This is a genomic window from Methanoculleus sp. UBA291 (genome assembly GCF_002499755.1).
GTDB classification, from domain to species: domain Archaea; phylum Halobacteriota; class Methanomicrobia; order Methanomicrobiales; family Methanoculleaceae; genus Methanoculleus; species Methanoculleus palmolei.
The window spans coordinates 24,283-43,254 of record NZ_DANC01000013.1; the positions used below are offsets into that span (position 1 = coordinate 24,283).

Below are 18,972 nucleotides of genomic sequence, written 5' to 3' on the forward strand. Positions count from 1 at the left end.
GTTGCTTAACGACATCTTTTCTTTTCTAAATCATGTTCGTGAGCCGAATATTACCTTATTTTTTATTATCCGAGAGAAGTCAAATGGCCCTCAACGATATTGCTATTCCCCATATTCTACGACCATTTCGGACGGAATCGGAGATGAACTCTTCCAATCTGCGAAGAGCCAGATATATGCAATACTTTCTCGAGAGCCTGAATTCATTGAGCACGGCATTCTCTCCGCGTCCGATAGATATACTATTGATTTCATTAGCGCCGCAGACGTTCCCTATCTCACAGATCTTTTACTTCAACTGGCGCAGAGTGATCTGGATACCATTTCGGATGACAATTACAGCTCTGTGCTGGGTTATATTGTCAAAATCGAAAATCAGGGGAACACGCTATATTTAGTCAAAAAGAGTACTCCTACGAAATTACTGCATAAAGGACGAATTCTTGCAATGGTGAGGGACGGATCATTTTCAGAGGTTAATGCAAATATCCTGACTATTGAAGGCTCATACGATGCAGCTTTCTTACAACCCGATGTTACTGCTGAAGTATTGTCTCCTACATCGAATCAGGTCTTCATTTTCAACAGACCGAACTTTGAGGCTTTCTTCGACTACAAAGAGCATTACATGCATGCGATATCCGTGCATCAATCCAAACTTGATGGCATCGAATTCATCTGCAATTTACAAGGTGTGGTCGAATACTGTTCGCAGCACGGTCTGATGATTCGTAAGCTCGCGAGAATCCTTGCATATCGGTCTTTCGACCCAAGCATATATTCACGCGAGAGAATATCAGAGCAGCTTCATCGATACAATGTCGAACTCCAGATGGATGCGGATGGCAGCGTCGCTTTCTGTCAAAGCAATATGTGGATAGTACTACGCCTATTAGATGACGATTACCTAACTTCAGGCTTGACTGGAGAGAACTACGAAGCCCGTTCAAAGTTGAAACTATTGAATCGTTGAATCTTTTTCCTACGGTTTTAATCCACACATTTAGGTACGCTAAAACGACCCCCACCGCCCGGCGCTCCGCGCCTCCTCACTCGCACCTGACGGTGCTCAAACTCCGTTCCTACGGAACGTCGTTCCGCCCCTCAGGGGCGGGCAGTGCAGGGCGATAGGCCGTGGATGGGGAGAAACAACTGATCGACCCATCTGAAAAACTCGTAATAGAGGGGGTGGCCCCGCAGGGCCACCGCCTCCCGCGCGGAGCACGGTGCGATAGCACGGTGCGGAGCGCGCACCCCTGCAGGCGGCGGCCGGCGAGTTCCGAGCCGGTCGCGGCCGTCAGAGAGCCCATACCGGAAGAAGAGATCAGGCAGACGCCACGACCGCGAGGGAGTGTGGTCTGCCGGTCGAGGTCCCCGCCGGCAGTCTCCATATCCCAAAAAAGATGGATCTTTAGCATCGTGAACAGATGCCGGCCCCTCACTCCCCGCCGATACCCCGCTTCCCGCAGATCTGCACCACCTTCTCCGGCTCATAGCGCAACGCAACCTCGCTCGTCCTCCCGCCGGCCTGCACCCGGATCAGGTCGACCAGTCGCAGCGAGTCAAGCTTTCGCAGTTGCCGGGAGAAGACCGTGTAGCCGACCTTCGGCGTCTCCTCTACCCGGCCGTAGATCGTGCCGGAGACCAGCGGGCCTGATTGTTCCTGCGACATCTCCGCGATCCTCCGGAGCAGCAGCCGCTCGTCCGTCGAGAGCGCCCGGATCGTGCAGGCGAGGTGGATGTGCTTCGCCTGCTCGTAGGCCTTCGTGATATCCTCCTCGACGACCTCGGTGCGGGCGGCGCACTCCGCGTTCAGCACCGCCCGCTTCACCAGGTCCAGCCCCACCCGCACGTCGCCCGACTCCATCGTCTGCTCGACGATGCGGTCCAGCATCGGCGCCGGGAAGACGCCGGGGTAGAGGCCGATCCGGATCCGGTCCTGGAGGATGCCCCGGATCTCGTCGGCGTCGTAGGGCGGGAAGTAGATGTCGGAGGGGCGGAACGGCGAAATGACCCATTTGCTCAGGTCGGCAGCAAGGTCGAGGTTCATGTCGCTGACCGTCGCAAAGACCGCGGCCCGGGCGCCGGGGTAGTCCTGGTGCAGCCGGAGCAGGGAGTTGACGACATCCCCGAGCAGGTTGTTGTAGTGGAGCAGGTTCGCGTCGTCCAGGCAGACGATCAGGCTCTTCTCCTGCCGCTGCAGGGCGCCGCCGATCGCGTCCATCACTGACCGGATCGAGACCCCGGTCCGCGCCGGAGCATGGCCGAAGACCGCGGCATAGACCCGGGAGAAGACCATGTACTTCGTCCGGTCGTTCTGGCAGTTCACGTAGACCGGCACGATCTTTTTGGTGGTCTGCTCGAGCTCGGAAAATATCCGGAGCACGCTGGTCGTCTTCCCGGTCCCGGGCAGACCCCTGCAGATGGCGTTCAGTGCCCGCCCGCCTTCGAATGCGGGGCGGATCTGGTAGGCAAGGTCGTTGAGCTGGCTTTCGCGGTAGTTGAAGAACTCTGGAGCGTAATCGATCTCGAAGACATCGATGCTCCGGAAGAGTGTCTGGTCGGACATGAGGAGTCGCGTTCTCATACAGGGATCGTCGGGGGGTGGTTATTTAAGCGGGAGCCGTGCGCATGGTGAAAGTGAAAAAGGAGTTGTGCCGGGAGGAGTTTACGCTCTTATCACCGTTGCTTTGTCCGATAGAGGGCACTATGGCCGAAAAATCCGGTGTGGCCGATCATCCACCGAGCACCTTCACCAGCACTGCCACCACCCCGCCAACGACCCCGCCGGTGCAACCGTCCCGCAGACAGATTGTTACCTGCTCAACAGTGAGCCATGGGGGGTATACCGGAAGAAACAGCGTTGCCGGGGTGGTAAATGCTCGCCGCCACCACCCTGCGGCCGGCAACCCGGGGGAAAAGCGTTATCCTGACGGGCGGGTAACAGGAGTATGATAGGCATGCTTACGGCTGATGGCATCCTCGGCACGCTGGCAGAACACCGGGAACGGATCAGGAGCCTTGGCGTCAGGCGGATCGGGGTCTTCGGATCGTTTGCCCGGGGCGAAGAGCGCGAAGAGAGCGATATCGATATCCTTATCGAGTTCGAGAAAGGGGGCCGTTCTTTTGACACGTACATGGACCTCAAGTTCTTCCTCGAAGATCTCTTCGGGAGGAAAGTCGACCTCGTCGACCGCGATGCCATAAAGCCGGCTCTCGCACCGCACATCCTCCGGAGTGTTCGATATGTCCCGGGAGTATAACCTCTATCTCCGGGATATCCTCGAGGCTATCGGGAGAATTGAGCGGTATACCCGGGGAATGGACTACGAGGAGTTCCTGGCAAACGACCTGGTGCAGGACGGAGTGATCCGGAACCTCATGGTCATCGGCGAGGCCGTGAAACTCATCCCCGAACCGCTGAAATGCAAACATGCCGATATCTCCTGGAGAAAGATTGCAGGGATGCGCGACATCCTCATTCACGCATACTTCGGGATCCATAACGAGATCGTGTGGGACGTCGTCAAGAACAAGATCCCGGAACTCCAGGTTGCAGTCAGGCAGATGCTTGATGACGAGGCTGCCTGATCACCCCTCTACTGTGGTTCGGGGCTCAAACGCGCTTATTCTGTCGTTTGAGCTCGCCTATTCGTGCCGGAGAACCTTCCCGCCCCTTAAAAGACTGATACGAGGTGAGCGTCATACCACTCAGCATAGATACGGGCGGGCGTAATGGCAGGACGCACATTAACCAGGAAGGTACGGGAGACCACTATGACGCCGGAGGACCTCGCGTATCTTCACCGCATCCTTTGGTACCGTACTGAGCGTAGAGGAGTTCTCCGAAGGCATCGGATCGGCGGAGGATCTCTGCTAGATGCGCCGGTTCTCACCCCCCGCCGAGCACCCGCACCAGCACCGCCACCACCCCTCCGACGACCCCGCCGGCGCCGGCGCTCACCGTCGAGAGCCGGCGCTCCTCGCCCACTTTTTCGGCTCGCCACCCTTCCAGCGCCCGGATCCGGGCCTCGAACTCCTCGTCCTGCGCCTCCATTCTCTGGAGCGTCCGGCAGATCCACTTTACGTCCCGGTTCGTCTCGTAAACGAGCTCCCTGGTGGTCTTTTCCCCGGTCATCCTGGTAACCCTCCCCGAGGACTATGTGCCATCGGACCCCAAAAGGCTGACCGTAAAGGATATACACAGGAATCCCGGCCAAATCTGCGGTCTAAGATAAAGTCAGGCTAATATTACTGGAAGGCATATCCTATGCTTGTCTGTCATATTCCCGGGAGCATGCAGGCAGGAAGTACCAACATGGCAGACTTCGTGCAGAAGACCGTCAACAAGACGGCGGTCCGGGACCTCGCTGTCCCGATCGCCGATGTAACGTCGTTCGACAACCTCATCGAGACCATCATCGATGACAACCCCTTCGGGTGCGTCGGGTATACCGGCTCCGACGGCCAGCCCGTCGCGGCCGTTGTCCGGAACCGCGAGCACTACACCGCGAAGGTGGACTTCATCGACGGCGAGGGGAAGCGCGTCGGGAACGTCTCCCTGCAGTCCCCCTCGATCACCGCCTTCAACGCGAACGCCGCGGAGGCTCTCGCAAACGCGACCCTCGCGGCCGCGATGGGCGGGGACGCCGAGCGCAACTTTGCCGGCGAAACCTACTACTGCCAGCTCAAGTGCCACGACCCGTCCGGTGACGACTACTACGTCACCTTCACCAGGAAGACCGTCCGGATCTCGTCCTATCAGGACGACGCCATCCGGACCGCAGTCGAGACCTGGGCGGACGCCGTGCCCGCACTGGCGTGAGAGAGAGGTTCTTTACCTCTCTTTCCTTCAGGAAAATGAGCCCTTTGTAGAAATTTCTCTCAACTCTATCCGCTGCCATGAATATGCCCAAGCGCCAGCGATGCGAGTGGCAAGTGGAAACATCTGTCATGATGTGAGGGCGTCCGAGGTCTCGGACACCAGAAAAGCAGGGCGGTGTTCCGAAGCGAGCAGCGTGAGTGCGGAAGATCGCCCTGTTGAAATTCTAACTCTGGTTCAGTTTTGAAAGAAATGCATCGGAGTTTCGTAGATTTTCCAATACAATCCTAGTTTCCGGATGCTGATCACCGTATTTTTCCAGCATTATCCGACAAGCCTCATGTAACTTTGTGTTAGCTAATTTACACAACCAATGCTGTCTTTGCGTGCGGCCGAGGTCCTGAAGGAGTAGAGCGTAATTGTTTAAGTGCATCGCGTAGATAGGGTGATTGCTACCAAAATACTTCTCATCAATACTAAGGGCTTCTTCGAGAAGAAGGCGAGCCCTCATTAGATTATCTGAGCCTCCTAATTCCTGCCGTATTGAGGCAAGGTTACTTAAATCGGTAGACGCCCGTAAAGGGTTTTCTTCTATATGATCTCGGTTGGTAATGTAAGAAAACATAAAATGCTTCTCGGCCTTTATTAGGTTCTCTTTCCCACCGATATCTTTTAAAACTACGCCGAGTGCTGTGTGCGCTGGAGCTACTTCGGGGCTTTGAGGACCAAAAGTTCTGATATGAATGTCAAGCGACTTTTCTAATTCAGCAACAAACGCACTCAGTTGAGAAGGATCTTCGAGGTGCCGTAAAGTTATTACATAGTTATTTAAAACTCTTGCATAAATCGGATGCTCCCGATCCAAAGCAGGTTCAAAAGATTCTAACGATCTCTTGAATGTCTTTGCTGCAACATCGTAATCACCGATCGAAGTAAAGTATATGCCCAATTGATTCAGCAGGAAGCCTCTCATCCCTCCATCGAGGGTTAAAGATTCTGCGATTTCAATTGTGACGAGTGCGTGTGGGAGAAGAGGTAATACTTTTGGCCAGTTATTGAAATCACTAAAGTCGAAGAGACAATTATCACACAATATTTTCAATGCGGTAGCACTCATCTGCCTTTTAAATGGCTCTTCCAGACGATTGCGGAGAATTGATTGGACTAATCTATGGAGGGAAATATAATCTCTGTTCCGCTCGATGAGAGAGTAATTCAATAAAATTTCGAGGGTGTCGTCAAGAAGCAATTCATTGCCTAACACTGACCTTAATGGCTCTTGAATCGCTTCCTGATCTTTACTTAATATACTTAGATCGATATCATTCGGTGCAAAAAAACAAAGGAGTGATAATAAGTCGGTTGCGACTTTGGACTGACTTTCAATTTCGTGGTAAGATATCTCTAGAGTTTTTACTAGACTTAAGGGATAATCTCGAGGGATGCCCCTATCGAGGAGGGTTACGTGATATTTTTTGTAGCGACCGTTGTACTCAGAGATTTGGAGTCCCTTTGCTTCAATGTAGGCACACGCCTGTGCAAGAGCCAACGGCAGATCCCCCAACGACTCTGCTAACAAATTAGCCTCATCTATGCAATCCTGTGTAGTCCGCTTATAGATGAATTCCAGCGATTCCTCTCGACTGAATGCAGAAACCAGTGTGTCTTTGCATAACTCCCCCCAGTGAGGATATGTTGAAGAGATCAGAACGTCTCCTGTCGCTGACCTTGGAAGAAAGCCAATTAGATCCTCAGGCCTCTTAGCATTATCAAATATTAATAGCCAGTTGCAATTTGTTTCAAGCCATCTCCGAATAGCGCCTATTTTCTCTTTTGGCTCTTTTATATCAAAGATATCCAAACCTATTTTTTCAGCGAGATCAAGGTAATTAGTGAGGACTGTTTCTGGGGATTCCGATTTTATCCACCACACCAGATCATATTTAGCAGAGAATCTGTATGCGTATTCAACGAGTACTTGCGTTTTACCAGTCCCACTTAAACCGTGTATCGAGTGAATGCGAGACGAGGGTATTTGCGAGTCTAATGAGGCCTCAATTGCCTGAAAAACCCCAATACGGCCTGTGAAATTATTGTTGCGAAGGAAAGGAACATTCCAAGTCTCAGGAAGTGTTCCGGGGAATCTTGGTCTTTTCGATGTTGGTTTTGTACCGGGGAAAGGAGGCGGGTGTGATGGTTTTGCCCTCTCCTGTGAAACGCCTTGCAATAACCTCTCTTTTGCTTGTTCTTCTTCGAGACCAACTAAATCGATGTGTATTCTCGACCGGAGAAGGCCGCCTATGGCGGTTTCACGAACTTTTATTGGAATTATTTTCCTTTGTGTACCTGTAGGATCCTCACAAAACTTTGAAGCCCACTCTGCCTGACAACACGCAGATGTAAGGTAATCGGGAGACAAAATTGAGATTAAAACACTGTTTTCTTTTAATGCATTGTCCATGCAAACAACAAAGTCATTTCCGGGTCGGAAATCCCATTCTTGGATAATAACTGAATAACTATTTTCTTCCAAGACCCCCGCAACCCACTCAGCCCACAATTTGTCGACTATATTGTAACTTATAAAGAAATCAGCCACACTGGATCGTCAGTTTGGGAAATGATAAATGTTTAGCCAGCGAGCATGCCTGGCGGAGCCGGCGGTGCGCGCGGCAGGCAGAAGCGACCGCCACGGTGCAAGCGGAAGCGAGCGGGTGAGGGCGTCCGCGGTCCCGTGCACCGGGAAGAACCAGGGCGATGTTCTGCAGCGACCACCGGGAGCAAAGAAGCTCGCCCGGCCGCACCGCCCGAAAAAGAAGAGCCCTCCTCACCACCCCCGGTGAGGAAGTCCGCCGCCCGCTGCGCATCCGCGGCCGCCCGGATCACGTCGGCCGCCGAACCGTCGCGGATGTGCCGGAGCCACCCGGCGATGTAGGCCGCCTGGTTCTCGGCCACCGGCATGTCGGTGCCGGTCATGGCACAAAGAAACGCGGCGCCCATCTCCGCCGTCAACTCCTCCCTGCTGTACCGCTCGGACCCGAACCGGATCGGCTCAGTGATCCCCGGCCGGGCGAGGCGGGAGGCGTGCCCGGTCCAGTGGGTCAACTCGTGGAAGAAGGCCGAGTAGTAGGCCTCCGGGGAGGCGAACCGGTCCGGTGCCGGCATGGCAATCCGGTCGCCGGCCGGATAGTAAGCCGGCTCGCCCGGACCGACCCGGGGCCGGTTGCGGGCGATGAGGTCCTCGCAGGTGGCGACCGGCCGGACCTCGCCCGCCTGCTCGACCTCGATGCCCTCGCACTGCGAGAGGTTGAAGACCTTGTAGTACCGGACCAGCGGCCGGTCGCGCTGGAGCGCCACCGTCACCTGCTCGCCGTTCTCGTTCGTGACCTTCTCCGTGTCGTAGGAGGACCAGAAGACCACCATCCCGCTCGCCTTCTCCCCGCGCCGGACGTGGCCGCCCGCACGCCGGATCTGGTTGTAGGTGCCCCACCAGGTGTGGCCGGAGAGGAGGAGGCGGTTGATCCCCCGGTAGGGTTTGTGGGTGACGATATTCATCGGGGAGAGGCTCTGCCAGGTCTGCCGCCAGGGAACGGTGCCGGCCTCGAGGGAGGAGAGGATCCGGTCCCGGACCACCTCATAGACCGATACCATGCTTCAGGCCTCCCACTCGTAGCCGCACTCGGGGCAGACGTAGGCAGCGATCACCGTGTAGGAGCAGGGCGCTCCCCAGAAGGTCTCCCGCTCCCGGTGCGTCCGGCAGTGCTCTTCCCTGACGACGGCGCCGCACCTGTCGCATGTAGTCGTTATCACTCGTCTCCCCTCCTGCGGGGGACCAGCACGGCCTGCCTGCCGGTCTCGTAGGGCGACACGAGGACGACAAGGTCCGGGGCGCCCGGCTCGTCCTGCTCATTGTCGCTGTGCCGAAAAACAGGGAGGGTAAAGGACGGCATCAGAAGAACCTCCCGTTGCCGTAGCGCTCGTCCTCCTCCGCGGCCTGCTGCACGCAGAAGGCGAGGCCGTACTCCGCGACGAGATCCCGGTAGTGCTCCCGGATCCGCTCGGCCTTCTGCCGGCACTCCTCGGCCGCCAGCCTTGCGAGCCGGTCCCGGAACCCGTCCAGTTCTGCAGCCTGCTCGTCGTACTCTGCCATCTTCAGCAGGTCGCGGTAGGGGATCGCGTCGGTAAAAGAGAGGGGGCGCCCGGAAGGGTTAAGGGGCTGCCCACCGATCATTTCTGTGCAGGGGTTCGTGGTGGCCGCGTCTGACCAGGACATTTACGCCACCTCGAACACTGCCGCTTTTCCGATACTCCCGTTGACGACCTGCAGGAGCTGTGACTTGATCACCGTGCAGAGCGCTCCTTCGGTCAGGTGCAGGTTCACCGCTCTTCCCGTCGCGCTCGGCATCGCGTAGCCGTGCTGCCGGCCGTCCTCGCCGACCAGGCAGTTGTTGTCAAAGTGGAACGATCCGACCGTGTCGATCTCCACCCGGAGCCGGCCGTCGCAGAGGGCCAGCCTGCCGATTTTCTTGAATGTCATCTCTCGATTCCTCCAGTGAGTGCTTCTCGTCTCACTATTATAGTATAGGAGGGCTGAGTATTTAAATGTTTATACTTTGTATGTACATTGTATATTTTTAGTTAGACTTTAATGATACGAGGGTCATATTATGAGTATGGAGAAGGTGGACGTCACCGTCAGCGGATACGAAGTGCGAGAGAAGACCGTTACCAAAACCGGGAACAGCGGTCATGTTATGGTGCCGGTCTCGTGGGTTGGCAAGCGGGTGAAGATCGTCCTGCTCGACCCGGTCGAGGAAGAGTAAGGAGCGGCCGGGTCCCGCCGGACGGGCGAGCATTCTCGGTCAACCGCGCTTGCTCGTAATCGCTTCAGAACAGCGCTATCATTTTTTTGCGTTTTGGTATTTCGGGCGCCCTCCCTCGCTTGTCGCGGCCTCGCGGCGCAACGGCTGCCCCCGCGTTTGCTCCATAATGGAGGGGAACACAGATCCCCATGAACAGGCCGGAGGGATACTTGCCTATCCCTCCGGCCGGGTCCTATCGCCACGGACTGCCCGCCTCCCGAGGGGGCGGAACGACGTTCCATCAGGAACGGAGTTCGAGCACCGTCAGGTGCGGAGGAGGAGCGCGAAGTGCGCGGGCGGTGGGGTCCGTTTGAGGGGTGGCCTTGCGCCACCCCTCCGTGCGAGGAGCGCGGTGCGGAGCACGGCGTGACGAGCACTTCCCAGCAGACGATGACCGGCGAGTTCCGAGCCGGTCATGGTCGTCAGAGGTCCCATACTGGAAGAGAAGACCAGGCAGACGCCACGACCGGAGGGCGGCGAGGGGGCACGAAGTGCAGCGCCGGAGGCGCGACCCTCGCTGACCGGAGGGAGTGTGGTCTGCCGGTTGAGGGTCCAGAGCAGCGGTTTTTCCCCAGGTAGGCCGTGAACTGCACCACTCGGCCAGAACTCGCGGTGGCGAGCGATACGTTGAAAAAGATCTTAAGTTGAGGCTCGGTTTACGATTTTTCCGTAGCCTTTTTGCTCAAACTCTATTGCATCGTCCTTGTTGATAGCCCACGTGCATCCGTATGGATTATTGTACCTCAGCCCCTGTTGCGATACGAGGGTGAGCTCGGGCAGCACTTTCGCAAATTCGAAGTACACCTTCTCTTCTTGTTCTCGCTTTCTATCGTTTGGTTTGTGGATCACTTGTTCTTGTTTTTTATTGTCCGGCTTATGGATCACTTGCTCGATATCATCCGGTTTATGGAGCGTCCCTCTCTCGATTGTGTGCACCACAGTCTGGTTCTTTCTGCCATTATGTTCGAGATAGTGATCCAGGTCGTTGAATATTGACGAAAACCTTGCTTCGAGCTCTTTAAGGTCTCTCACCTGTTCACGGATTGAGGATATCTGATTCTCTGAGACGAGGTCGAGTTCCCTATATTTACCTTCAGAATAGGAATTGGTCTTCCATACAAACCCGTTTTTTGGGGAGTAGACCTTCCAGAGAGCATCCTTGAATCCCTTAAATGACGCGTACATTAATTTGATCTCTTCTCTCAGAGTTGTAGGATTGTCCCAGGTATTGCTTTTAAACACCGCATAGAGTCTCTTCAGGTCGCGTCGATAATAGTAGTATTTGTCCTTTAACTCGGTGAGATCGTCCAGGACGGGTAACACAGAGTCTCTTAATCTGGCACATCTCTGGTGTTGCGCCTTAACATCAGCGAGATAATGCGAGTAATCCCCGTTCAGCACATACCAGACCCATTCCCTCAATCCTGTCGACGGGTTTTTTGTTGTACACAGCGTCTTGTTGTCGGAGTTGATGCCGATAGTACGGATGCCTTTTCGAACGTAGTAAAGCCTTTCGTGAGTTAAACGGAGGTCGTTTCTATCGATATTCTGAAAGTTCAAAGGGATCTCGTAGTCCCCCCACGTTTCATAATAGGGCTGAAGATCCAGGTAATTTCTCAAGAGCCAGTAGGACTCGATTCCATCCCGGGCGTACTTCTCCTCCCGTTCCTGAAGTTCCTCCTGGCTGATCTTACTGAGCTGGATCTCAAACACCACGCTCCGTTCTCCCCTCGTTGCGTAGACATCTGCCCGCCAGTCGCCGGCCGGCGACTGGTATTCGGGTTGAGCATCCCATCCTTCTGCTTTGCAGATCTGGTAAATCTGGTTCTTGAGTCTTAAGTGGTCGAGCGATTCCGGCTCTCTCCCACACTCATCAGATCTGTGAGCATGGTAGAAGTGTTTGAGGCCGCACTTCGATATTCTGGCATGCCCGCTCATCCCGCAGCAGGGCATTGTTATAGTGAGGCCTTTTCTATGCTGAGCCTTGAGTTCGCTCCATTCGCTATCAGATAGATCGGGGGCGATAACCCTTTCACCGTTGATGATTGCTGAAAGCGGAATGCCATCACATCCTTACTCTCGATGAAATCTCACAGCACTCCTGCGCCGGATCTCCAGGGCATCGGCCCCTGCACCACACAACCCCCTTCACAACCGCCACCTCATCCCCTGTCAGCCAGTGGTCGACGCCGAGCAGGCGCTCGAGCGGGCGGTTGATCCATGCCACCCGACTCTCGTGGTCGACCATGAGTACACCCTTGATGAGCGCATCGAGAATGGCTGATTTTAAAAGCAGTTCGGGTGGAACGGGGTGGGGCTGACTCACGTTGTCGATACTCCTGCTGGTTCAAATTCAATTTTTATTGGAGAATAGTGCATAAAAGTATTCGCCGGATGAGGAGAAGGGTTCGATCTCTCTGGAACCCGCGCGGTCTGGTTCCAGGGTCCGGTCGGGCATCAGAGAGTCATTTGTTCACAGAAATAAAAGGGGTTGCTTTCATATCCCCACCGGCGGGGGCCTGGCGGAACTGTCGGGCGGGATAAGGGTGTGCCCTCTTCTGGCACAGGCGAACGCCTGTCACACCGGCCATGGCCGGTGGGGGACCTGCAGCCGGGTCCAGGGATGGAGGGTCTTTTGCCGGGGGGCGTTCATGGAACTGGCCCGGCAGGCGAGTCCGGGGTGACGACGGTCTTGGTGTTGCTTCCCCGGGCCTCAAACTCCCCGCCCCTTGCGTGCCGGTAGAAACAGCAATATATCTCCTCCTTCTATTCCTCCACGTGTACAGAACTCGCATGCCCCTGATCCAGACTCTCACCGCAGCCGGATGTATGGGCGAACGAACAGCATACGCTGTAGGTGAAGAATGTAACAGGTTGAGAAATTCCCAGCATGATGGCATAAACGGCTATTTCTCGTCGCGTTGTTTACAGCCAACCCGGTACTCTACCGGTTCTGGTTGTGGAGGTGACTTTCATTGACGCGAATTTTTCCCAGACCCTCACATATGACAAAAGAAGAGTACGAGGGCAGAATGGCGTTAGCCGCGCTGGTCGTGTTCATCATCTTGTTTATATTGTGGTCGATCGATGTTACTTTCTTCGGGGGGTAAGTATAGGCAAGTAACCCTGCAGGCCATCCGGCGTCATTGAATTTTTTTTGCCTTCAACTCGCCTTGAGTACAAGCCCAGCACCAAGAACGTCGAGTTCAAGAATTACAACAACTTTGAGGCGCTCAAGCATCTCATATCGAGCGGCATATAAGCGGATTTTTAAGAATCTCTATGGGTAGACCAACTTACGTAAATGATGGCAATCTTCCAGAGGCTGACTCAGACCGATTATAACAAAGTAGTATCGGGGTCCTGAGGCAGAACAATGGTGTCAAAAGAGACTCTGGACGAGACCTCGATGATGGATACTGAATTGTGTGGCACTGTTTTCTGCCTGAGAGAGTCGATAAATCAGGTAACATCCGTGGGTAAAAAAGGGAGATTAACCGGGTTTAGGGGCAATAAAATTGCTTTAGAGGCTATTCATGCCCCTTCTCCGAATTAAATAACAATTGGTTCCTGTCGCCGTCCAATACAGCAGTTGAAGGTATACCGGATGTATTCGCAAAGCAATTCGATATCCGTTCCCTTAAACTGCCCGGGCCTTCGAAGTTCAGATATCTCCCGCCACCCCTCGGGATCCTGACCCGGTATATCGATAGTTTTGGCTGCTTCCTCCGGGATATACTTCTTATAATAGTCCCCCACGCTTTTAATCATAAAGAACGGGGTGGTACCATCTACAAAGAACGTCATGACATTACGGAGATAGGTTGGGGCACAGTCTGAGCGAGTGAGTGTGATACTGACCGCATGGTCGGGTTCAGATAGGTTCAGAGTAGATGCTGCGATCTGCCTAACCTCTCCCATGTAAGAGCGCTCATAATTTCGACCTGATTGGTGCGGATAACTGAATCTCTCATCGATAATCTCCAATTTTTCTTCAAGAGTTCTCACCACGATTAACTCACTCCTCTCTGAAGATTCCATCAAAGCTAATTCCTCCTGAGTCATACTATCCCGGGGGAGACGCAGGGCAGCGCATGTCCTGGTTGTCGCGGCTCCATGCCGCTATCGGACTCTGACAGGTGGTGGAGAAAACTAGCAGGGAACTCACTGTGGGAGATAATCGTGCATACGTTACCCGGAGAGTTGTGTGCGTTTGAGCCTATACTGTTTTGATTGAAAGAACACCCCTCGCATGCCCCTCGAGATACAGCCCAATTACCACGGCTACCATATAAATGCCCCGCTCACTCCCTGCAATCGCTCCACCCTTCAAGAAGGGCTACCCATCTTGATAGGTCGCGATCGGGTCGATAGGTTGCACGAAGTTCTATGAGCGGGTGAAGAGTCTGGAGGCACGGCAGGAGAGGGTGCGGCGAGGGCATTTTCCTTTCCAGCATAGGCGTTTTGGGGCAGCCTCACCCAGATTCCTCAGATACTCTCACACGGCATAAGGCGGCTTTATATTGTCAAAAGGAGATTAAAAATCAATGGCATATGAGGAAGGACTACTCAAATATATCATTTTTACACCTCTAACCATTGTAGGCGCTGTTTCAATGTACATCTATGGTGGAGGAATATTGGCACTTCTCAACGCATTGCCCCATATCGTTTCTGGTGATTTTATTGAAGCTTTCATTCAGTACTTCCTTCAGACGGCGCTTCCTCCAACCTCAATTGGACAGGTGATCATTCAGATAATTGTTGGAACCTTCACAGCGGGTATAAAGTGGTTTGTTGCGATGAATTTTTTCAGATGACGTTTCGATAAACGCGAAGGGATTCATGGCCCCGATTTTCCGTTCTCCGGATCGGGATTGGATTCAGGGCCAATTCAATACTACAGAGCTTTCGTTACACTAACTTCTATTTACTCCCCTATTGCCTTGAGGAACGCATCGCGGGGATCGGTATAATAGATCACGGTGAGCCGGGCTGCTAACTCGTCCGACATCTCGTTCATCTGCCGGCGGCTTGCAACAGGGAGGAGGAGCATGGTCGCTCCCTTTTCGACCACAAGCTCTGCCATGTCGAGCGCATGATATACCGGCTCGATAGTACCCCCGACGCTCATGCCTCCGGCTATCGCCATGCCTCCCTTAAGACTCCTGTTGAGCGTGGCCGAGGCGAGAGCCATGAGGATCGAGACCGAGAGAGAGGCGCCAGCGCCGACCGGCGTCATCGATCTAACCTGGACCGAATACTCAGCATCTGCAGGATCGTGATCCCCAACAAGACGGCGAGCCTGAGTGTAGAGAACCTGCTCAGCCGCCCGGAGGCTCTCACGAAGTCCTGCTGGCGCCTTGACGTTGATCAACCGGATGCTTGAGCCGGGTGTGACCGTGACCTCGATCTTATAGAGGCCGCTGCCCCCTCCCTCCTCGTCAGGTCCTACGGCCCAACACTGCCCCGGCGGCAGCGGCTCGGGGCTGATCGTGTTTTCCCTGTGAAGCTCGGGTGTGGTGACGTACTGCTCAATCCCATCCGGCCCAAGCCGGTAGCTGAACATCGTGTTCCGGAACTCGGCCGATCCGATACGCTTCTGCTGCTCCTTAACCCGGCGCCGTGACTCAAGAGCAATGCGGGCGGCCCATTCGAGATCCTCATCCGAGATCTCGCAGTCGGGTGATGGATAAAGAAGTTTGAGAAGGCCATCGATCGTCTTCATGACCGCACGGCGGTCGCGGCCTGATAGTGCATCGCCGAGAAGGAGCCGGTCGGTGATCAGGTGGAGCCGGCTGCCGTTCCGGAGCTGCCGCCAGGACTCGCTGAGAAAGTCGCTGACGAGCCCGTAGTGCTCGGTCATCATGGAGGGGTGGATCTTCGGGTAATCCCATCCCGGAATGTAACTGTGGATCCGGTCCATGAAGGCCGTGTCGTCTCGCATCTCAGGGGGCATCGGACCGAAGAGATGGCCGATCCGTTGCTGGTGCTCGACGTCGACATCGAAGTTCCCCAGCATGATGATGCCGCCCTCGGCGCGGATGCTCTCGCGGCCGCGGCTGAACTCGCCCGACTCCATGTAGCCTTTCATGATGTTGACGCCGTCCTTCTGGTCGAACCTGATCCCGGAGACCTCGTCGAAGCAGACGACATCATACTGGCAGACGAGACCGCGCTGCCCGGAGGCGTTGTTGACGAACATCTTGGCCACGGTCGCTTTGCCACCGGAGACCAGGTGCGAGTAGGGGCTGATCTGCTGGTAGAGGTAGGATTTGCCTGTGCCTCGGGGACCGAGCTCGATACAGTTGTAGTTCTTCTCGACAAACGGGACCATCCGGAGGAAGAGGACGTTTTGCGCCCGTTCGTCAAAGGAAGAAGGTTCGAGGCCGATGCTGCGGATCAGGAAGTCTTTCCACTCGCGGGTGGTCATTCCCTCGCGGCCACGGGCCAGATCGCTGATAACGTTTCGTTTGGAGAGCTGGATCGGCCGGAGGTTGGTGATGGAGAACGGTCGGCCGCTCTTGCCCTCGCCGGGGCCGGCGCCGTACTCGAGCTCGACCTCGCCGTAGAACCCGCCGGTCAGCATCCGTTCGTTCTCGTAGACCATCTCGGCCGGGATGTAGACATCGTTGAGGAGGAGGGTCGGGATGGTGGCCATGAATGTGTCGGAGCGCGTGTCAAGCCGGGCCGTGATCAGGTCGATCACCTTGACCGAGCCCTGCTCGCGAGCCCGGGCTTTGAAGAGTTCGTTCTCGCCGGCACGAACGATTCGTTCGGTGAGTTGCCGCTGGACGATGGCGAGGCCTTCGCGGATCTCGGCCTCGTCAGTGGTCGCACAATATTTGCCGATCAGAAACTCGGCGACGTAGGTCGGAACAGGGTAGCCGCCGCGAAACTTCTGGGCGAGGTCTTTACGGACCACGTATCCTTCAAACGCCGCCGTTACCTTTGAATCAAGTGCGTCAAGGTCCACCATACTGTCACTCCTGTCCTATTCGGACCGCCCTTTGTGCTACGGGAGATTTCTGACTGTCCAGAACGACGAGCCAGGCCTCTTTTCCTTCGTTACCGTCATCTTCGATGGTGAGCGAGGCGTTGCCCTCGATGCTGACCGTACGGCTGCCGGTCGTGACGCTGCTCCCTGCGTCGGCTGGCCTCCATCTGATGTCGACAGAGTAGCCTTCGGCGCCGTCAACATGGACCCTGCAGATCAGTCCGGCCCACCGGACCTGACCGATCTCGATACCCTTGCTGCGTGTCGCACCAATTTTGACGACAATCTCCGGCACGACGGTCTCCTGCGGGCTGAGGCCACCGTGCTCGTATTCTTTCCCCTCCTCGAAACAGGAGACTCCGGGTGCCAGGGCGATCCGGACGTTGCGGTCCCAGAACCATCGGACGACAGGGTAGTCGGTCTCTGCGTCGGCCCGCAACTCGGCGCAGCGGCCCTTCTTCACCTCTGTGAGCCCGGGTTTCAGTTCGGTCTTCCGGAGTTTGCCCGGGAGGAGGAGCCAGCCGTGGTCGGTGACGATGCGCACCTGCTGCCAGCCGGCCTCAAGGAGTTCGATCGCCCGGTCACGGATCTTCTCGATCTCCCTGTCGAGAACTTCAGGGAGGGCAGCCCCTTTGGTATGCCCCTCTGTATCGATGTCTCCGCAGTCAGTCCAGGCGGAGTGCGCAGGATCGCCGGTCTCGGAGTCGCTGAGCACGCTGAACCCTTTGTCGTTAAGGATGCTGCGTAACGCGGTGATCGTCGCGAGCGCCCCGCTCTTAGTTCTGGGGGTCAGGTTCTCCCCGGCAACGAGTTCGCCGGCGATCGGCATGACCGCCGGTTTTGCCGTCGAGGTCTGCGTTGGAAGAGCACTGAAGCGGTGGGAGAGACTACAGGAGTACCCGGCATCCTTCAGACTCGAAGAGAGGCGGTGGCCGAGGTCCATGCGGAGGCCGTCGACAAAGAGCAGAACCTCGCCGGCAACGGGCTCCTGGTTCTCTTTGCGCATCGGTGCCGGTTCCTGCAGCCACTCCTTCTGGAACGCCTCTGCCATCGCGTCGAGCCAGTTCCGGTAGAGCACGTTGACAACGGCTGCAACGGCCTCGCTGCTCTTCCTGTCCGTCGCCTGCTCAAGCGCACGGACCACGGCATCGTCGGCCCGCCATGTGGTAGTGGCGTACCGCTCTGCCTGCTCGAGTACGGTCCCGCCGAACTTCATGTCGGCCGTGATGATCGCGAGGTGCGCGAGGTGTTCGAGAGCCCGGGCGAGGGGGCTCTCCCCCATTCCTGCCCAGACCCACTCCCGCCGCGGGGCGTGCGCCCGTTCCAGGTCCGCGATCTGCCGGCGTGCTTCCTCCGGGGAGGCCTCGGCAAGGGCCATGAAGACCAGATAGAGTTCTTTCTCGCGTAAGTCGTTGTATTGCGGCCACGAGTCCGGATAGGGCATCCAGCCGGGCAATTTTACGCTGCGGAGGAGCCGGGGGACCTCGGGGTAGGCTCCGGGCTTCTCCGTGAACCGCTCCCATACGTCCGCCCACCTGCCGGACTGAGAGCCCAGCTTCTCCGCGGCAGTAGCCGCACCGTCCTTCTCCGGGTCGAGGTCGTACTCTTTCCTGCATATCTTACAGAACGCTCCCCAGTCGCCGCTGACCTTCATCCGCTGCTCTTCTCCGGCCGGGGCGTTCATCCACAGGAGGATCTGCTTGTTCGGGTCGGGGTGGTGGAGTTCGGCAAAGAAGGCCGCGTTGAGCGGCTCCTTTGATTTCAGGAACTCCACGGCTTCGTCGGCGAGGACGGCCGCGGCGCTCCGGATGGCATCCCGTGTCTCGGCGTCGTCGTGGACCTGGATGGAGAGGCCGCCCTGGCTTGTCTTCAAGAACGCGAGCAGGGTCCAGTCGCGCCCGTTTCGCTGCGACCAGACGTTGCCGAGGTACTGGAGGCCGGCGAGCGGTTTGATCTCGTCGGGGCAGTCTTCAAGGTTGCGGAGCTGTTCGCGTGAGTACCCGGGGAGGTACACGATAACCGGCTGGTCCTGGGGGAGGGGAGCGTCGGTGGTATGGGCGACAAGGCATCGGAGGTAGATGGCCGGGCCGGTGAGGTGCTCCGGGTCGTAGGCGCCGAAGGTGACGATGGGGAGGCTGTCCCGGAGGCGGGCGACGATGGGCGCCCACTCGCCGGTCCTGTCCGGGAAGACGACCACCTGCTGCCGGACGACGTCTTCCCGGTTGTAATCGTTCATGGCGCCGGCGAGCGAGTCGCGGACCCGGTCTAAGAAGGTTTGTTTCATTTCGAGT

At 56.2% G+C, this 18,972-nt stretch carries 19 protein-coding genes; 6 read left to right on the forward strand and 13 right to left on the reverse strand.

Annotated features, from left to right (window positions below; genetic code table 11):
• The first annotated feature begins 1 nt into the window (after window position 1).
• On the forward strand, window positions 2-973 hold the full coding sequence (locus BP737_RS02680) for a Kiwa anti-phage protein KwaB-like domain-containing protein (protein WP_342685878.1): 972 nt from the start codon (window positions 2-4) through the stop codon (window positions 971-973).
• 465 nt (window positions 974-1,438) lie between these two features.
• Here BP737_RS02680 and BP737_RS02685 read toward each other — a convergent pair whose 3' ends face one another.
• Complete coding sequence (locus BP737_RS02685) at window positions 1,439-2,587, reverse strand: ORC1-type DNA replication protein (protein WP_342685879.1); 1,149 nt, start codon at window positions 2,585-2,587, stop codon at window positions 1,439-1,441.
• Between the two features lie 373 nt (window positions 2,588-2,960).
• Between BP737_RS02685 and BP737_RS02690 the strand changes: the two genes are divergently transcribed.
• Window positions 2,961-3,263, forward strand: a complete 303-nt coding sequence (locus tag BP737_RS02690; RefSeq protein ID WP_342685880.1) for a nucleotidyltransferase family protein — start codon at window positions 2,961-2,963, stop codon at window positions 3,261-3,263.
• On the forward strand, window positions 3,247-3,591 hold the full coding sequence (locus BP737_RS02695; RefSeq protein ID WP_342685881.1) for a DUF86 domain-containing protein: 345 nt from the start codon (window positions 3,247-3,249) through the stop codon (window positions 3,589-3,591). The genes BP737_RS02690 and BP737_RS02695 overlap by 17 nt, the downstream gene beginning before the upstream one ends.
• Window positions 3,592-3,892: 301 nt before the next feature.
• Here the strand turns inward: BP737_RS02695 and BP737_RS02700 are convergent, their stop codons facing one another.
• Window positions 3,893-4,138 carry a hypothetical protein gene (locus BP737_RS02700; RefSeq protein ID WP_342685883.1) on the reverse strand — a complete coding sequence of 82 codons (246 nt, stop codon included), beginning with the start codon at window positions 4,136-4,138 and terminating at the stop codon, window positions 3,893-3,895.
• 180 nt (window positions 4,139-4,318) lie between these two features.
• On the opposite strand from BP737_RS02700, the gene BP737_RS02705 reads away from it, so the two are divergent.
• Entirely contained in the window at window positions 4,319-4,825 is a 507-nt protein-coding gene (locus tag BP737_RS02705; RefSeq protein ID WP_342685921.1) for a hypothetical protein, read from the forward strand.
• A 223-nt stretch (window positions 4,826-5,048) separates the two neighbouring features.
• Here the strand turns inward: BP737_RS02705 and BP737_RS02710 are convergent, their stop codons facing one another.
• Genes BP737_RS02710 through BP737_RS02735 form a run of 6 tightly spaced genes read right to left on the reverse strand, consistent with a single transcriptional unit; the run spans window position 5,049 to window position 9,359 of the window.
• Complete coding sequence (locus BP737_RS02710; RefSeq protein WP_342685884.1) at window positions 5,049-7,421, reverse strand: toll/interleukin-1 receptor domain-containing protein; 2,373 nt, start codon at window positions 7,419-7,421, stop codon at window positions 5,049-5,051.
• Window positions 7,422-7,453: 32 nt separating this feature from the next.
• Window positions 7,454-8,473 carry an ArdC family protein gene (locus BP737_RS02715; protein WP_342685885.1) on the reverse strand — a complete coding sequence of 340 codons (1,020 nt, stop codon included), beginning with the start codon at window positions 8,471-8,473 and terminating at the stop codon, window positions 7,454-7,456.
• Window positions 8,474-8,476: 3 nt separating this feature from the next.
• Window positions 8,477-8,632, reverse strand: coding sequence for a hypothetical protein (locus BP737_RS02720; RefSeq protein ID WP_342685886.1), 156 nt, complete (start codon window positions 8,630-8,632; stop codon window positions 8,477-8,479).
• Window positions 8,629-8,772 carry a hypothetical protein gene (locus BP737_RS02725; RefSeq protein ID WP_342685887.1) on the reverse strand — a complete coding sequence of 48 codons (144 nt, stop codon included), beginning with the start codon at window positions 8,770-8,772 and terminating at the stop codon, window positions 8,629-8,631. Before BP737_RS02725 ends, BP737_RS02720 begins: the two co-directional genes overlap by 4 nt.
• Window positions 8,772-9,095, reverse strand: a complete 324-nt coding sequence (locus BP737_RS02730) for a hypothetical protein (protein WP_342685888.1) — start codon at window positions 9,093-9,095, stop codon at window positions 8,772-8,774. Before BP737_RS02730 ends, BP737_RS02725 begins: the two co-directional genes overlap by 1 nt.
• Window positions 9,096-9,359 (reverse strand): hypothetical protein, encoded by a 264-nt coding sequence (locus BP737_RS02735; protein WP_342685889.1) that lies wholly within the window; start codon window positions 9,357-9,359, stop codon window positions 9,096-9,098. It lies immediately after the preceding gene.
• A gap of 136 nt (window positions 9,360-9,495) precedes the next feature.
• On the opposite strand from BP737_RS02735, the gene BP737_RS02740 reads away from it, so the two are divergent.
• The gene (locus BP737_RS02740) at window positions 9,496-9,645 is read left to right on the forward strand and encodes a DUF2080 family transposase-associated protein (protein WP_250317314.1); all 150 of its coding nucleotides are present in this window, start codon (window positions 9,496-9,498) and stop codon (window positions 9,643-9,645) included.
• A 678-nt stretch (window positions 9,646-10,323) separates the two neighbouring features.
• Here the strand turns inward: BP737_RS02740 and BP737_RS02745 are convergent.
• The 3 genes from BP737_RS02745 to BP737_RS02755 all read right to left on the reverse strand — a co-directional run bounded on the left by BP737_RS02745 (window position 10,324) and on the right by BP737_RS02755 (window position 13,749).
• Entirely contained in the window at window positions 10,324-11,622 is a 1,299-nt protein-coding gene (locus tag BP737_RS02745) for a competence protein CoiA (protein ID WP_342685890.1), read from the reverse strand.
• A 127-nt stretch (window positions 11,623-11,749) separates the two neighbouring features.
• Window positions 11,750-12,010, reverse strand: coding sequence for a hypothetical protein (locus BP737_RS02750; protein WP_342685891.1), 261 nt, complete (start codon window positions 12,008-12,010; stop codon window positions 11,750-11,752).
• Between the two features lie 1,226 nt (window positions 12,011-13,236).
• Window positions 13,237-13,749 carry a hypothetical protein gene (locus BP737_RS02755; protein ID WP_342685892.1) on the reverse strand — a complete coding sequence of 171 codons (513 nt, stop codon included), beginning with the start codon at window positions 13,747-13,749 and terminating at the stop codon, window positions 13,237-13,239.
• A gap of 482 nt (window positions 13,750-14,231) precedes the next feature.
• Between BP737_RS02755 and BP737_RS02760 the strand changes: the two genes are divergently transcribed.
• Window positions 14,232-14,504 (forward strand): hypothetical protein, encoded by a 273-nt coding sequence (locus tag BP737_RS02760; RefSeq protein WP_342685894.1) that lies wholly within the window; start codon window positions 14,232-14,234, stop codon window positions 14,502-14,504.
• A 110-nt stretch (window positions 14,505-14,614) separates the two neighbouring features.
• On the opposite strand, the gene brxL is transcribed toward BP737_RS02760, so the two are convergent.
• Window positions 14,615-16,663 (reverse strand): protease Lon-related BREX system protein BrxL, encoded by a 2,049-nt coding sequence (gene brxL, locus BP737_RS02765; RefSeq protein WP_342685895.1) that lies wholly within the window; start codon window positions 16,661-16,663, stop codon window positions 14,615-14,617.
• A 4-nt stretch (window positions 16,664-16,667) separates the two neighbouring features.
• Complete coding sequence (pglZ, locus tag BP737_RS02770) at window positions 16,668-18,965, reverse strand: BREX-1 system phosphatase PglZ type B (RefSeq protein ID WP_342685896.1); 2,298 nt, start codon at window positions 18,963-18,965, stop codon at window positions 16,668-16,670.
• Window positions 18,966-18,972: the final 7 nt, after the last annotated feature.

Excerpts from the sequence above, each read along its gene's own strand:
- BP737_RS02745 (WP_342685890.1), bottom strand. The coding sequence starts at position 11,622 with ATGAGCGGGCATGCCAGAATATCGAAGTGCGGCCTCAAACACTTCTAC.
- BP737_RS02725 (WP_342685887.1), bottom strand. The coding sequence starts at position 8,772 with ATGCCGTCCTTTACCCTCCCTGTTTTTCGGCACAGCGACAATGAGCAG.
- BP737_RS02730 (WP_342685888.1), bottom strand. The coding sequence starts at position 9,095 with ATGTCCTGGTCAGACGCGGCCACCACGAACCCCTGCACAGAAATGATC.
- BP737_RS02760 (WP_342685894.1), top strand. The coding sequence starts at position 14,232 with ATGGCATATGAGGAAGGACTACTCAAATATATCATTTTTACACCTCTA.
- brxL (WP_342685895.1), bottom strand. The coding sequence starts at position 16,663 with ATGGTGGACCTTGACGCACTTGATTCAAAGGTAACGGCGGCGTTTGAA.
- BP737_RS02705 (WP_342685921.1), top strand. The coding sequence starts at position 4,319 with ATGGCAGACTTCGTGCAGAAGACCGTCAACAAGACGGCGGTCCGGGAC.
- BP737_RS02685 (WP_342685879.1), bottom strand. The coding sequence starts at position 2,587 with ATGAGAACGCGACTCCTCATGTCCGACCAGACACTCTTCCGGAGCATC.
- pglZ (WP_342685896.1), bottom strand. The coding sequence starts at position 18,965 with ATGAAACAAACCTTCTTAGACCGGGTCCGCGACTCGCTCGCCGGCGCC.
- BP737_RS02700 (WP_342685883.1), bottom strand. The coding sequence starts at position 4,138 with ATGACCGGGGAAAAGACCACCAGGGAGCTCGTTTACGAGACGAACCGG.
- BP737_RS02755 (WP_342685892.1), bottom strand. The coding sequence starts at position 13,749 with ATGACTCAGGAGGAATTAGCTTTGATGGAATCTTCAGAGAGGAGTGAG.
- BP737_RS02695 (WP_342685881.1), top strand. The coding sequence starts at position 3,247 with ATGTCCCGGGAGTATAACCTCTATCTCCGGGATATCCTCGAGGCTATC.
- BP737_RS02690 (WP_342685880.1), top strand. The coding sequence starts at position 2,961 with ATGCTTACGGCTGATGGCATCCTCGGCACGCTGGCAGAACACCGGGAA.
- BP737_RS02740 (WP_250317314.1), top strand. The coding sequence starts at position 9,496 with ATGGAGAAGGTGGACGTCACCGTCAGCGGATACGAAGTGCGAGAGAAG.
- BP737_RS02715 (WP_342685885.1), bottom strand. The coding sequence starts at position 8,473 with ATGGTATCGGTCTATGAGGTGGTCCGGGACCGGATCCTCTCCTCCCTC.
- BP737_RS02735 (WP_342685889.1), bottom strand. The coding sequence starts at position 9,359 with ATGACATTCAAGAAAATCGGCAGGCTGGCCCTCTGCGACGGCCGGCTC.